10 protein-coding genes are annotated in these 13,474 nt (G+C 65.3%); 5 read left to right on the top strand and 5 right to left on the bottom strand.

Going from position 1 to position 13,474, the window contains the following annotated elements; genetic code table 11:
- Positions 1–32 precede the first annotated feature (32 nt).
- Genes NGK62_RS12895 through NGK62_RS12885 form a run of 3 tightly spaced genes read left to right on the top strand, consistent with a single transcriptional unit; the run spans position 33 to position 5,869 of the window.
- Positions 33–2,861: a PAS domain-containing protein gene (locus NGK62_RS12895; protein WP_251878573.1), complete on the top strand. Its 2,829-nt coding sequence runs from the start codon at positions 33–35 to the stop codon at positions 2,859–2,861.
- Entirely contained in the window at positions 2,819–4,507 is a 1,689-nt protein-coding gene (locus NGK62_RS12890) for a CHAT domain-containing protein (protein ID WP_124260359.1), read from the top strand. The genes NGK62_RS12895 and NGK62_RS12890 overlap by 43 nt, the downstream gene beginning before the upstream one ends.
- Positions 4,508–4,531: 24 nt before the next feature.
- Positions 4,532–5,869 (top strand): hypothetical protein, encoded by a 1,338-nt coding sequence (locus NGK62_RS12885; protein WP_251878571.1) that lies wholly within the window; start codon positions 4,532–4,534, stop codon positions 5,867–5,869.
- Between the two features lie 42 nt (positions 5,870–5,911).
- Here the strand turns inward: NGK62_RS12885 and NGK62_RS12880 are convergent, their stop codons facing one another.
- The 5 genes from NGK62_RS12880 to NGK62_RS12860 all read right to left on the bottom strand — a co-directional run bounded on the left by NGK62_RS12880 (position 5,912) and on the right by NGK62_RS12860 (position 10,018).
- Entirely contained in the window at positions 5,912–6,652 is a 741-nt protein-coding gene (locus tag NGK62_RS12880; RefSeq protein ID WP_118932298.1) for an IclR family transcriptional regulator, read from the bottom strand.
- A 96-nt stretch (positions 6,653–6,748) separates the two neighbouring features.
- Entirely contained in the window at positions 6,749–7,525 is a 777-nt protein-coding gene (locus tag NGK62_RS12875) for a citryl-CoA lyase (RefSeq protein WP_118932297.1), read from the bottom strand.
- Position 7,526: 1 nt separating this feature from the next.
- The gene (locus tag NGK62_RS12870) at positions 7,527–8,006 is read right to left on the bottom strand and encodes a MaoC family dehydratase (protein ID WP_118932296.1); all 480 of its coding nucleotides are present in this window, start codon (positions 8,004–8,006) and stop codon (positions 7,527–7,529) included.
- A 50-nt stretch (positions 8,007–8,056) separates the two neighbouring features.
- Positions 8,057–9,223: an acyl-CoA dehydrogenase family protein gene (locus tag NGK62_RS12865; protein WP_118932295.1), complete on the bottom strand. Its 1,167-nt coding sequence runs from the start codon at positions 9,221–9,223 to the stop codon at positions 8,057–8,059.
- 42 nt (positions 9,224–9,265) lie between these two features.
- The gene (locus tag NGK62_RS12860) at positions 9,266–10,018 is read right to left on the bottom strand and encodes an SDR family NAD(P)-dependent oxidoreductase (RefSeq protein WP_118932294.1); all 753 of its coding nucleotides are present in this window, start codon (positions 10,016–10,018) and stop codon (positions 9,266–9,268) included.
- Between the two features lie 261 nt (positions 10,019–10,279).
- Here NGK62_RS12860 and NGK62_RS12855 point away from each other — a divergent pair, with 261 nt between their 5' ends.
- Positions 10,280–12,382: an acetate--CoA ligase family protein gene (locus NGK62_RS12855; protein WP_251878569.1), complete on the top strand. Its 2,103-nt coding sequence runs from the start codon at positions 10,280–10,282 to the stop codon at positions 12,380–12,382.
- Between the two features lie 55 nt (positions 12,383–12,437).
- Positions 12,438–13,418, top strand: coding sequence for a Bug family tripartite tricarboxylate transporter substrate binding protein (locus NGK62_RS12850; protein ID WP_118932292.1), 981 nt, complete (start codon positions 12,438–12,440; stop codon positions 13,416–13,418).
- Positions 13,419–13,474: the final 56 nt, after the last annotated feature.

The raw sequence follows: 13,474 nt of genomic DNA, 5'->3' as shown, positions 1-13,474 counted from the left end.
CAGCAACCGCGGCAGGCAGGGAGGGCTTGGATATGTTTGAGATTCCTCAGGCACAGACGGATCTGGAGCATGACCAGTACGTGCGCGTACCGGCGTCCGCTTCGATACCGGGCGATCCCGCGGAAATGCTGCGGGTAATGTCGCGAGCGGGCGTGCCTTGCCTGCTGCTCGGCCAGAACGGCGCAATCCTGGACGCCAGCGATGCGCTCGACCCCAGCGTCCAGGAGTTCCGCGGCCGCGACGTCGCCGAAGCCTATGGCCTGGGCACGGCGCTGACGATGGGTAACGGCGCCGTCGACGGCATCTACCAAGCCAGGGACGGCGCGCCGGTGCCCGCGCAACTGGTGCCGCTGTGCAAACTGGAAAGCGGTGAACTCGTGGTGCTGGTCAACGACGGCACGCCCTTCAGGAAAGCCGAGTCGCGCCGCTTCGAACGCACGCCCTATGCCGTGTTCCGCCTGGACCTGGAGGGCGTGGTGCGCTTTGCCAACCGCGAGGCGGCCCGCGCGCTGGGCCAGAAGCTCGACGAGGTCTGCGGCGAGCCTCTGGCCCGCCATTTCCGCAAGAGCGACGCGCCCCGCATCGCCGATGCCATCCGCTGCTGCGCCCGCAATCAGGAAGGCGATTCCATGGTGGCCGTGATCGTCGCCATGCCCGGAAGCGACGGCGAAGAGCGGTTATTCCAACTGGTCATGACGCCCGACCCCGCGCCCAACGGCGAGCTGCTGGGCGTGATCGCCATCATCCAGTCGCGGGCGCTGGAGTCCGCCCGCGACGAGATTCGGCGCATCGCGCTGGACCCGGCCATCAGCGGTTGGCGCCTCAAGCTCGATGCCATCCTGGAACAGATCCGTCCACTGGTGCCATTCGAGCACGCCGTGTTCGGCATCTACGACGCGCAGGTGTCGCTGTTCCGCGCGATTGCGGTGCGGCCAGAAGGGGTGGAGCTTTGGCCGGCGCGCTGGATGGAGCTGCCGCCCGCGATCCGGCCTTTCCTGGATTCCGGCCAGACCTGGATCGAGGAGATGGAGCCCTTCGTCAGCGGCCACGACTTCGAGCCGGGCGACGAAATCGTGCGCCGCTATCGCGACATGGGCATGCAAGCCAGCGTCACGCTACCCGTCACGCGCCAGGGTGGCTATAGCTCTGCGCTGAGCCTGTGTTCGCGCCAGCCGGCGCAGTATGGCCAACGCCACTTGGATATCCTGCGCGCCCTGGACCTGGAGCCGGTGCTGATGCGCTTCGAGAAAGAACGCGACGACGAACGCACCCTCTTCGCCGAGTCCTTGCGCCAGACCATCATGACGGCAGATTCCTTGCGCACGGCGGCGCGAGACATCGTGCCCAGGCTGGCCCAGTTCTTCTCCTGGGACTACGTGGCGCTGTTCCGCGTGAACCGCAAGGAAAGCCGCTACGAGATCGTGACCCAGCACAGCCTGGCGCCCGAATACGCGCTGCCCGACGGCTACCTGCAGCCCATCGAGCGCGGCATGCTGGGCCAGACGCTGCGGCAGCGCCAACTGCTATCCCTGGATGACGTGGGCGACGCCGACGATCCCAGGAACGACTACACGGGTCCGCCGCGTCCCCTGCGCTCGGCCATGACGGTGCCGATCCGCCTGAACGGCCGCATCCGCTGGCTGCTGGACGTGGAGTCCTCGGTATCGCATGCGTTCAAGGGACCCGACGCCGACGACCTGCTGGAGATCATTGCGTCGCTGGAGGAGGGGCTGGACCAGCACCTGCTCAGACAGACCAAACAAAGCCTGATGGCCGAAACCGAACAGGCCGTCGTGTTCGTCGGCCGCGAAGGCTCCATCATCGAGATGAACCGGGTCGCGGCCGACATGCTGGGCGCCGAACCCGGCCGCTGCCTCGAAGGCGAGACGCCGGTGTCGATCACGGCCTTCGCGCTGCCGGACGACCCCGCGGCGCAAGGACTGCTGAGTTCGGAGGCCGGCGTCAGGCGCGAACGCATCGAGCTGCGCGGCGCAGGCGGGCAGCCGCGCTCGGTGCTGGCGACCCGGACGGACCTGGATCCCAGCCTGGACATGTCGATCTGGTTCTTCACCGACATCGCCGACATGAAGTGGGCGCGCGACATGCGCTTTCTGCGCGAAACGGTGGCCGAAATCGCCGAACAGACCCGCAGCCCACTGGCGCTGGCCTGCAGCCTCGCCACGCAGACCGCCTTGCTGCACGAGGACGCGGCGCGCGGCGAGCAGTCCGAAGCCATCCTCGCCAAGGCTCAGAACCTCGGCCAACGCATCGTGGCGGAAATCGGCAAGGTGGACATCACCTTCGAACGGCTGGCCAGCGCCAACGAAGCGCGCCGGCAGGCTCCGCCCGAGCATGCCCGCGTGGCGCTGCACGAACTGCTGACGCGGGTCATCACCGCCTTTCCGCAGCGGGACCAAGGCCGCATCGCGCCTTTGGCCCAGGCGGGCGCGGCGGGCGGACCCATGGTGCATGCCGACGCCGAAGCGTTATCCGCAGCCTTCCGGTCCATTCTGGCCTATCTGCTGCGCTGCCGCTCCGACGACGCCCGCGTGGAAGTCGACATCAGCGACGACCCGGATGGATGCTCGGTACGCCTGGGACTTAGCGCAGAACAAGCCTGGGACACCGACCAGCGCACGCACGCCGTGCCCGACGATGCGCTCCTGAACGCGGAACGCGCGGCCCACGATGGCGCCGGCCTGGGCATCGCCCAGATCGTGCGTACCATGCAGGCCCACGGCGGCATGCTGACGACGGACCCGCCCATGGCCGAATCCGCGGCCCCGCCCTCGCAAGCGTATGAATCCGTTTTGCCGCCGTGGCGTTCGTTCACCCTGCGTTTCCCTTCCCGGTCGGGCTAAAGGAGACTGCGATGGAACAACCTGCACAGAACAGCAGCTGGATCCTGCTTGCCGGCGGCGACGATGGCGACGAGGAATGCTGGGCCGACCGCATCCAGCAACTGCCCAGGCACGAGCAAAAATACCCGCGAATCAAACCCTTCATCGGTGCGCCGTTCCAGCACGTCTTCGACCTGGGCAACACGCGGCAGGAGATCGAGCGTCATGGGTCGCTGCCGGGCCTGCTGATCATTGACGCCAAGCCCGCGCCCCAAGGCGGAAAAAAGAAGAAGAGCGGCGCGACGGTGGTCGAGGTGCTGGAGTGGCTGGCCGAGCAGGCGCCCGTACCCGTGTTGATCGTAACGGAGGATCCGTCCGAGGCCCTGCAGCGCTGCGCGCTTGAACGACCAGAAAGGCTTATGTGGAGCAACGAGCCCGGCAAGACGCGCGACGGCAGCACAGCGCTCGCCAGGGCGCTGGACAGCCTGGCGGCCACCACTCAACCCCGCCGGCTGATCATAGAAGTCGCCGAAAAAGCGGTCCGATACCGGCTCCAGTCCGGCCCGCACGAATTCAGGTCGCCAGAACTTCCCTATAAGCGGCAATCCGATATCGATTCGCTGCTGATGCGCGTCGATCAGTTCTCGCCCTATCTTGGCAGCCAAAGAGTGGCCAATTGGCTGGAGTCGCTCAGCGACATGGGAAGGCAGGCGTTTGACGTGATGGTGGCCGACACGGTGGGTCCGCCGATCGCCACGCTGATCCAGCTCGCCCGCGACCAGGAAGGCGTCGTACCCGCCGACAAACTGGCCTGGGCCGACCTGCGATTCGATTTCAACGTGTCGGACCGCCAGAGCGCGGCCTTCTTCAGCTTGCCCTTCGAACTGAGCTGCAACGCCAGTATCAAGGCCAGTGAGCGGCGCTACCTGTGCCAGCGCATACCCATGGCCCGACGCCTGCACATGGAAGGCATGGACTCCGCCAGCGATCAGGAGGAGACCGTATCCCGGCCGGCCGGCCCCCTGCGCCTGCTTTTCATCGGCGCGAACTTCAGCGGCGTCATCTCGTTCCAACCGGAAGATGGCAGCAACGATATCCCGAGCGTCACGCTGAAACCGCTGACGGCCGTCGCCGAGGAGCTCGCAAACCTGCAAGCCCTGGCCAAGCGTCTGGACGGCCGCCTCGTGGTCGAGGACGTGCCTCCGCTCACCGGCTATGAGCTGCAGGATTACCTGGAAGAAAAGGTGACCGGCGGCGGCTACGACATCCTGCATTACTCGGGCCATTCCCATTCCGTGGGCGACAGCACCATGCTGGTATTGCCGGGCAGCCAGGCCGGCAGGGGCCTGCAATTGTCCATACGCCTGGTCGGCAGCTGGATGAAGGCCGGCAATTGCAAACTGCTGGTGCTGTCTTCATGCAGCGGCGCGTCGGTGCGTACCGCGCTGGAGGTCATGCGGGCCGGCGCCATGGGTGTCCTGGCGTTCCGCTGGCAGGTGGAGGATCAAACCTGCGCCCGCTTCATCAGGCGCTTCTACCTCGCTTATTTCGACCTTGCCAATACCCAAGGATTCGCGGAAGCCTACCGGCGCGCCTGCGCCGGCTCGCACGACGAGGCCAGGGGCTCACCCACCTGGGCCTCCGCGCTGGCGATCGTGCGCGACTGAGACCAGCCACCAGGAGTACACGCCATGACTTCCCTATTCGGCATGCTGCGCAAGATCGGCGACCTGGGTTCGTCCACGGACGGCATGGGCGGCTTGGTGCCGACCGTGCCCGCGGGCCGCAATTACTATGCGGAGATCGATCCGCCGCCCGGCGCCGCGTCCTTGGGCGAGCGTGGATTGAATGGGGAAGCCTTCGTCCCCGGGCAATGCTATTTCAGCGTACGCATGGTCGAGATGCGCCTGACCGACGCCGGCAACTACATCGCCGCGTTCCTGCCTCTGTGCGCCTTCTTCCTGCGCTACACCGAAGCGGGCGCGCAGCGCGAGATTCCCTACGTCGTCGGCTACGAGGCGATCCAGCAGGCGATGGGTGAGACGGCGCCAAAATCGGGCGGGGGCAGGGTGGTTTTCCGAAACGTCTACATCGCCCGCAACGTGCCGTACAACAGCGACGGCCTGGAGATGTTCGCCGCGCTGTGCCGCTTCAGCGACACCGGCCTCACCCGCGGCATACTCGACTTCGTCTCCACCACGGTCAGCATGTTCGGCGGCGTAGTGGGCGGCGCCGTCGTCAAGGCTGGAGAAGGCCTGCTCAAACCGCTGAGCAAGCTGTTCGGCACCGACGGCGCCAGCATCCGCTTCGGCATTTTCGACGGCATGGCGCTGCGCCGCAGCGGCTATCGCGTATTGGCGGGCGCGGACTCGCAAGACAAGCTGCAGGGTCTGCAACTGGTCGACGGCGTGCTGCACCGGCAAAATGGAAACGGCGGCCTGGAGCCCGTAAACGACGTGGACTACCTGGTGCTGGCTTTCGAGCAACGCGCCACGCTGGGGGAGGACATGTTCAGCGCCGCCACGGCCTTGCCGTTCCATCGCAAATGGACCGAAATGACCACCGCGCTGGTGAACAAGAACGCCGCAGCCGCCCGCGCCGCATTTCAATCGCTGGCGGTCGACATCGCCGCCTCGCCGCTGCTGATCGAACGGGACCGCTTCGCGCTGCTGGCGGCCTACGCGAGCGAAAGAGAAAAATGGAAGTCCAGCAGTATCCTGAGATCCGCCAGTGACGACAGCAACATCGCTTCCGCCGTTGCGGACAAGCAAAAGGCCGCAGCCGACAGAAGCAGCGCCATCGCGCAACCGCTGGAGGCAGCCATGGTCCTGCTGGCGACCTCCGCGGTCCGCGAATCCGACTCGACGCAAGCCGCAGCCGAACAAGCCGATGCATCGCTGGCGCAGGCGCTCTCCACATTGCTCGCTACGCTGGAGCCCGACGTGGACGGAAAAGCCGGCACCGCACCCGACGCCCTGTCCGGCGCATCCCGGGAAATGTTGTCGGCGATCCTGGAAGAAAAGCCCTAGCGGCTGGGCCTGGCAGCCCTGAGCGCGACCGCGGAACTGACCCTACTGCTCGCGCGTAAAGACTTTCTCCGCGACCTCGCGCAGCACCTCGACGTACTCTTCGCGCTTGCTCTGGAAACGATCCGACGGCCCCGAAATGGCCATGGCCACGCATTCTTCGCCCAGCCAGCCCGACACAGCCAATGCGTCCGCGCCGTCTCCGCCTTCGCCGTGCGTGTGATACCAGCCGCGTTCGCGGCTTTTGTCGATTTCAGCCAGGAGCGCGTCGGGTTCGGTGACGGTGGCGGGCGTGAGTTTACGCAGCGGCTTGGCGGCCAGCAGCTTGCGCGCGGCCTCGGGTGGCAGGCCGCCCAGCAATGCCTTGCCCATGGCGGAAGCATGCAGCGCGATGCGCTCGCCCAGGCTCAGGATATAGCGCAGCGGATACTTGCCGTCGCGCACCGCCACCACCTTGACCGCGGCGCCATCGATACGCCCGATGTACGCGGTTTCCCCGGTGCGTTCGGACAACTGTTCAAGCGCTTCGCGCGTGGCATGGATGATGGGATCGACCGTGCTTATCTGCTGCACGGCAAGCAGCAGCTTGCCCGTCGGGTAGTAACGCCGCGATTGCGTGCGCAACAGGTACCCCAATTGATGCAAGGTATGCAGCAGGTCCAGGCAGCTGCTATCAGCCAGATCCAGCAAACGCGCCAGATCGGAGTTGGAGAGTTCTCGCTTCTCTCGCGCGAAGACTTCAAATACCGCCATGGCACGGGCGGCGGCGCTAACAAAGGTCGGCATATGACGCTCAATTACCTGGAGTTTGCCATCGGCCTGCGACACAAGCGCAGCAAGTTGAAAAGGCGTTGTTAAACGGCGTCGGAAGTGTAGTCCATGTCAACGAACAGGGGCAACATTGCGCTCGTCCTGAGCCAGCACCAGATCCCATATCTGCTGGCCTATCGGGTGCTCACGCTCTTCATACAAATGCGCCACCAGACCGCCCGCGCGTCCGACCAGCATCAGGCCGCGCGCGATCATTGGATCCAGGCCCATGTCGCAAATGATGGCGCCGATCGCACCGACCACGTTCATGGGCAGGTTCTTGTTCCGGTCCTGCAGCAGCACTCGATGAACCGCGTCCATCAGACGCCAGTGCTTGCCGTGAAAGCCCAGCTCCTGCGCCAACTGGCACAGCGTCGGTACGCGCGGATCGCCGTGCACGTGTATCGGATGGCCGATGCCGTAGACAGGCTGCTTCTTGGCCCGGCTTACGCTGAGCATCGCACGCGCAGCGGCATCGCACGCCGCCTGGTCCGGATCATCGGACAGGTCGGCGGCCCCGGCTGCCAACATCTCGGCGCAGTTCTGGGTGGTACCCAGAAAGACGCTGCCCGCGCCCAGCAGCCCCGCGGCCACCGCCGCCTGCATCGCTTCCGGCGCACCCAGGAAGGTCAGCCGGGCGCTCATGGCGCTGGGCGTCAGGCCGTGGTCGCATGCGGTGACCAGGATGTGGTTGATCATGGCCTTCTCGGCTGGGCTGGGCGTGCGGTTGAAGATCGTCAACAGCATCATGTCGACGAAGTCGACTTTCCCCAGCAATTCCGTGGCCAGGTTCTTGCCGCGCACCGTAATGGTTTCCGGGGTGGTGTACCCGATTTCGGTCTTGATCAATTCACGCCTCCGCGATGTGTTCATTGGATTGTTGGGCGCGGCACGCGACCAGCATCTTGACGCTGCAGACGCATACCGTTTCCCCGTTCTGATTGATGCCCTGCCGTTCGAACTCGACCACGCCGCGGCTTGCGTCGCTGGCCAGGCGCCGGCCAGTCACCAGGATCCTGACCTTGATCGTGTCGCCGACGAAGGTAGGTTTGGCAAAGCGATAGGACATTTCCAGCAGGCCCAGTATCGACGGTTCCAGACACTGGTTGAGCACGGTGCGCGTGTTCAGGCCGGACATGATGGAGCCGACCAGCATGCCGTGCGCGATGCGCTGGCCGAACTTGCTCTGCCCCGCATAGACCGCATCCGTATGCAGCCGGTTGTAGTCGCCACTCAGGCCGGCGAAGGCAACCACGTCAGCTTCGGTGATGGTGCGCGCGGCCGTTACGACTTCCAGGCCGAGCGGCAAGTCATCCCAGTAGTAGCGCATGTCTGCCAAGGCGCCGGGCGCCGGCGTATCGACTGCGACAGAAGCCGCCGTCACTTTGCCGTCTCCGCCGCGTTGATCGCGGACAAGCCCAGCACCTCGCGGCCCACGATCAGCGTCTGCACTTCCGCGGTGCCCTCGGGTATCGTGCCGCCGCTGGTATCGCGGAAGATGCGCTCCAGCGGATACTCGGTGGAATAGCCCAAGCCGCCATGGACGCTCAAGGCGATCTTGGCGACCTCATGCGCGGCTTCGGCGCCATAGAGTTTGGCGATGGAACATTCGACGCGCGCGGGCAGGCCTTTCTGCACGGCCACGGCGGCCTTGTAGCCCAGCGCACGCGCCGCTTCGGTGCGCACCATCATGTCGACGATGTGTTTTTGTACCAGCTGGAATTCACCGATGGGGCGGCCGAACTGGCGCCGGGTCTTTGCATACTCGATGGACAGGTCCAGCGCGGCCTGCGCCGCGCCCACCGCGCCCATCGCGATGTTCAGGCGGCCATAGTTCAGGCCCGTCAGCATGGTCTTGAGCGCGGTGCCCTCGACGCCCAGCAGGTTCTCCTTGGGTACGCGCACGCCGTCAAAACGCAATTCGGCGGTGCCGGAAGCCTTAAGAACCATCTTGTCGACCAGGCGCGCCTCGTAGGGCGACTGCTCGCGCTCCACCAGAAACAGCGATAGCTTGCCGTCGCAGCTGGCGCTGAAGGTACGCGCCAGGACGATGGCATAGTCCGCGTTCACACCATTGGTGATCCACAGCTTGCTGCCGTTGAGCTCGTAGTGGTCGCCCTGGTCTTGCGCCCTGAGTTCGATGCCCGCCACGTTGGAACCGTGGTTGGGCTCGCTGATCGCCACACACACGTTCTTGGCGGACGACAGCACGGGCCGCAGGAATTTTTCCTTCTGAGCGGGCGTGCCATAGGCATTGACCAGACGCAGGAAGATATTCGTGATGTTGAGTATGGTGCGCAGGGATCCCCAGCAGTAGCCGGCCTCTTCGACCATCATCGCCCACGTGACGAAGTCCAGTCCGAAGCCGCCATCGTCCTCGGGCAGCAGCCCGCCGATGTAGCCGAATTGCGCAAGTCCCTCCAGCACGTCCGCAGGGATGCGCCTGTCGGCTTCGCAGGCGGCGATGCGCGGGCCGATCTCGGCCTTCATATAGCGCCTGATGCTGTCGCGCAGGGCCAGTTGATCCGTATCGAAATCAAAATCCATGTTGTCCTCTAAGCGGCCATTGCAAGATTTGGGGTGTGCGTATCAAGACGAAAAGCGTCCGCCCGTCACGTACAGCGTGACGCCAGTGATGTAGCGGGCGCGCTCCGAAGCGATGAAGGCGACGGACGATGCGATGTCGTCCGGCTGCCCCAGGAAGCCGACCGGGTTCTTGGCGAGCGCCGCGTCCCGCAGTACCGGATAGGAGGGCAGGGACTGCATGAGTTCGGTTTCGACAAAGCCGGGCGCGATGGCGTTGACGGTGATGCCAAACTTGGCCTGTTCCAGCGACAGGGCGCGGGTGAAGCCCACCAGGCCCAGCTTGGCGGTGGTGTAGTTGGTCTGGCCGGGATTGCCGAACACGGAACGCGAGGCGATGTTGATAACGCGCCCCCACTTGCGTTCCATCATGCCCGGCAGCACGGCGCGGGTGCAATGGAAGGCGCCCTTCAAGATGGTGTCGACCACCGAGTCCCAATCGGACTCGGCCATCTTGCCCAGATACTTGTCGCGCGTGAAGCCCGCGTTGTTGACCAGGATGTCGACGCCGCCGTAAGCGGCCGTTGCCGCGTCCACCATGGCGGCCACCGCGTCACGCTCACAGACGTCGCATTGCACGCCGATGGCCTCGTGGCCCTCATCGCGCAACCGCTGCGCCGTGGCCGAGGCAGTCTGGCCGTCGATGTCCGTGATGACGACGCGCGCGCCTTCTTCGGCCAGCACGCGCGCCGTCTGGGCGCCGATGCCGCGACCCGATCCGGTCACCAGCGCCACCTTTCCCGCAATTTCTAAATCCATGGAGATGTCTTTCCTGTATGGAACGGCCAGCGGCCGTGCATGCCATCACGCGATTCCCCCCGGCGCGCCACCCGCATTTGGGGCGGTGACCGCCCCCTTGAGGACGCCGCTTAAATTCATAATATCGTACCGAATAACGAAATGTCGAATTTATTTTCGATTGACCAATGCAATATGTCGAATTAGTATCCGGCATGTCGTATTAATTGCACCATTCACAACTGCCAGGCGAGCATGCGCGACATGCCCGGAGGACCTCGAATGTTTTCAGACCTTGCCCCCTTGTTCGACCCCAGTTCACTCGTCCTGATCGGCGCCTCGGACCGGCCCGCCAGCATCGGCCAGCGCGCCTTGACCAACATCGTCGAACACTCCAGCTATGGCGGCGAACTGTTCCTGGTCAACGCCACCAAGGACACGGTCATGGGCAGGCGCGCCTACCGCTCGGTGATGGATCTGCCCTATGCGCCGCAGACCGCGATCGTGGTCGTGCCGGCGCCCGCCGCGGTCAGCGTGCTGGCGGACTGCGGCCGCAAGGGCGTCAAGTTCGCCATCGTGCTGACCTCCGGCTTTGGCGAAACCGGCGAGGCAGGGCGCCAGCTCGAAGAACAGATGCGCGCCATCGTCCGCGAGACCGGCATCCGCATCTACGGGCCGAATTGCCCCGGCATGAACAACAACAACCGTGGACTGGGCTTCACGTTCTCGCCGGCCTTCCAGTACGACCGCATGCCCGGCCCGATCGGCCTCGTCACGCAGGGCGGCGGGCTGGGCCGCACCTTCCTGCAGGCCAGCGGCCGCGGCATCGGCATCGGCCTGTGGTGCTCCAGCGGCAACGAGGTCGACCTGACCGCCAGCGACTACATCAACCACATGGCCGCGATGCCCGAAATCAAGGTCATCGTCACGCTGCTGGAGGGCATCAACGACGCCCCCCGCTTCGCCGCCGCGGCCCTCAATGCCGCGCGCCAGGGCAAGCCCATCGTGGCCCTGAAGGTCGGCAAGTCCGCCTATGGGGTCCAGGCCACGCAATCCCATACCGCCGCGCTCTCGGGCAGCGCGGACATCAACAGCACGGCCTTCCGGCAGCTGGGTATCGTGGAAGTCGACGACATCGACGAACTGATCGATACCGCCGCGCTGCTGGCGCGCGGCGTACCCGCGCGCGCCATCCGCACCGCCGTGTATTCGTTCTCCGGCGGCACGGTCGCGCTGGCCGCCGACATGCTGGGCTGCGCGGACCTGACACTGGCGCAGTTCGCTCCCCGGACCCGCCAGGCCTTGGCCGATCTGCTTCCGGCCTTTGCCGCCATCGACAATCCCGTCGACACCACCGCCGAGATCCTGGTCCAAAGCGACATCAGCTACGGTTCGCTGCTATGCGTCGCCCAGGATCCGAACGTGGACGTGGTGCTCTATCCCATTCCCATGGAATACGGCGACACGACCCTGGCCGCCTGCCGCAACCTGGTCAAGGTGCAGGCCGAAGTCGATGTACCCATCGTGCCGGTCTGGATGAGTGACAAGCTGGGAAGTGGCTACCAATGCCTGGTCGATGCGGGCATCGCACCCATCCGGACGTTGGGCAAGGCCGTCAAGGCATTGTCGAAGTGGAATCGCTATGGCGTATCCGCCCGCGCCTTCGATCCGCGATGGGAACCGTCGATCATGCTGGCCGCGTCCCCGCGCGGCACGCCTGCGCCGCAAGCCTACGCCGAGCGCGCCGCCAAGCAGCTGCTGAGCGAAGCCGGCGTCGCCGTGCCCTTCGGCCGCGTATGCCAATCGGCCGATGAAGCCGTGGCCGCGGCCGCGCAATGTGGCGGCGCGATAGTGGCCAAGATCGTCAGCCCGCAGATTCTGCACAAGTCGGACATAGGCGGCGTCATCGTCGGCTTGCGTACGCCCGAGGAAGTCCGCAACGCCTGGGATCTGATCATGACGCGCTCGCGCGAGGCGTATCCGCAGGCGGACATCGAAGGCATCCTGATCGAACAAATGATGGCGCAACGCGGCGTGGAAACCCTGGTCGGCGTGCACCGCGACGACCTGTTCGGCCACGTCCTGACCTTCGGTCTGGGCGGCGTCTACGTCGAGGTCTTCAAGGACGTGAGCCGCCGTCTCTTGCCGCTGACGCCTGCGGATGCCCGCGCCATGATCGAGGAGACCCGCTGCCATCAATTGCTTGCCGGGTGCCGCGGCCAGGCGCCTGCCGACATCGGCGCGCTTGAGAAACTGCTGCTGGCCGTGTCCGACTTCGTGATGCACGGCCCATATGAGGTGAAGGAGCTGGACCTGAATCCCGTGCTCGTCAGCCCGGACGGCGCGGTCGCGCTGGACGCCGTGCTCATCGCATCCGCGCGATAGCGCGTTTCCCCATCCGCCGCTCCAGACGGCGGACCTACACAACAGGAGACTTCCCATGTTCAACAAGCTCTTCGGTACCGCGGCGGCCGCACTCGCCGTCGCGATGGCGCTCGCGCCGCTCAATGCCTCGGCGGACGCTGCCTTTCCGGATCGGCCGATACGCTTCATCGTGCCGTTCACGGCTGGCGGCATCACGGACAACGTGGCGCGCACGGTCGGCGCCCGCGCCGCCGAGCTGCTGGGACAACCCATCATCATCGAAAACCGCGCCGGCGCAGGCGGCAACATCGGCGCTGAGTACGCGGCCAATAGCAAACCGGACGGCTACACGATCTTTCTCGGCACCCAAGGCACCCAAGTCACCAATCCCCTGATCTACAAGACCGCCAGCAAACCTGAAAAGGCGCTGGTCGCCGTGCAGGGACTCACCGCCATCCCCAACATCCTCGTCGTCAACGAATCCCGGCCCTACAACACGCTGGACAAGCTGGTGGCCTACGCCCGGGCCAATCCCAGCAAGCTGAACACGTCCAGCGCGGGCGCCGGCACCGGCACCCACCTTGCGGCCGAGCTCTTCCAATCCGTCGCGGGCGTCAAGTTCAGCCACATTCCGTTCAAGGGCAGCGCGCCTTCGATCACCGCCCTGATCGGCGGCCAGGTCGACATTTCCTTTGACTATCCCGTGTCGACCGAACCCTTCATCAAGGACGGAAAAATCCGCGCGCTCGCCGTCACGGGCGAAGCCCGGCTGCCGTCCTTCCCAGACGTGCCGACGCTCGCCGAACTTGGCTATCCAGGCGCAAGCTCCGTTTCCTGGATGGGCATCTTCGTGCCCGCCGACACGCCTGCTCCTGTGAATGCCAAGCTTGAAAAGGCATTCGCGCAGGCCATCGCAGACCCGCAGATCTCCTCGCGCCTGATCGCCTTCGGCGGCGTTCCATTGAAGAAATCCGGCGCCGATTTCGCTGCCTTCGTGAAGGAAGAGTCCGTCAAGTGGGGCAACGTGGTCAAGGAAGCCAACGTCCAGCTGGACTAGGCGACGTCATGTTCGAACGAGGCGCGCCGCCCTCGCGCCTTGCCCCTTCCCCGCAC

It is taken from the genome of Achromobacter sp. Marseille-Q4954, from assembly GCF_943737025.1.
Lineage (GTDB): Bacteria > Pseudomonadota > Gammaproteobacteria > Burkholderiales > Burkholderiaceae_B > Achromobacter > Achromobacter bronchisepticus_A.
This window is presented reverse-complemented; position numbering and strand designations above follow the sequence as displayed.

Excerpts from the sequence above, each read along its gene's own strand:
- NGK62_RS12895 (WP_251878573.1), top strand. The coding sequence starts at position 33 with ATGTTTGAGATTCCTCAGGCACAGACGGATCTGGAGCATGACCAGTAC.
- NGK62_RS12885 (WP_251878571.1), top strand. The coding sequence starts at position 4,532 with ATGACTTCCCTATTCGGCATGCTGCGCAAGATCGGCGACCTGGGTTCG.
- NGK62_RS12880 (WP_118932298.1), bottom strand. The coding sequence starts at position 6,652 with ATGCCGACCTTTGTTAGCGCCGCCGCCCGTGCCATGGCGGTATTTGAA.
- NGK62_RS12870 (WP_118932296.1), bottom strand. The coding sequence starts at position 8,006 with ATGCGCTACTACTGGGATGACTTGCCGCTCGGCCTGGAAGTCGTAACG.
- NGK62_RS12865 (WP_118932295.1), bottom strand. The coding sequence starts at position 9,223 with ATGGATTTTGATTTCGATACGGATCAACTGGCCCTGCGCGACAGCATC.
- NGK62_RS12860 (WP_118932294.1), bottom strand. The coding sequence starts at position 10,018 with ATGGATTTAGAAATTGCGGGAAAGGTGGCGCTGGTGACCGGATCGGGT.
- NGK62_RS12855 (WP_251878569.1), top strand. The coding sequence starts at position 10,280 with ATGTTTTCAGACCTTGCCCCCTTGTTCGACCCCAGTTCACTCGTCCTG.
- NGK62_RS12850 (WP_118932292.1), top strand. The coding sequence starts at position 12,438 with ATGTTCAACAAGCTCTTCGGTACCGCGGCGGCCGCACTCGCCGTCGCG.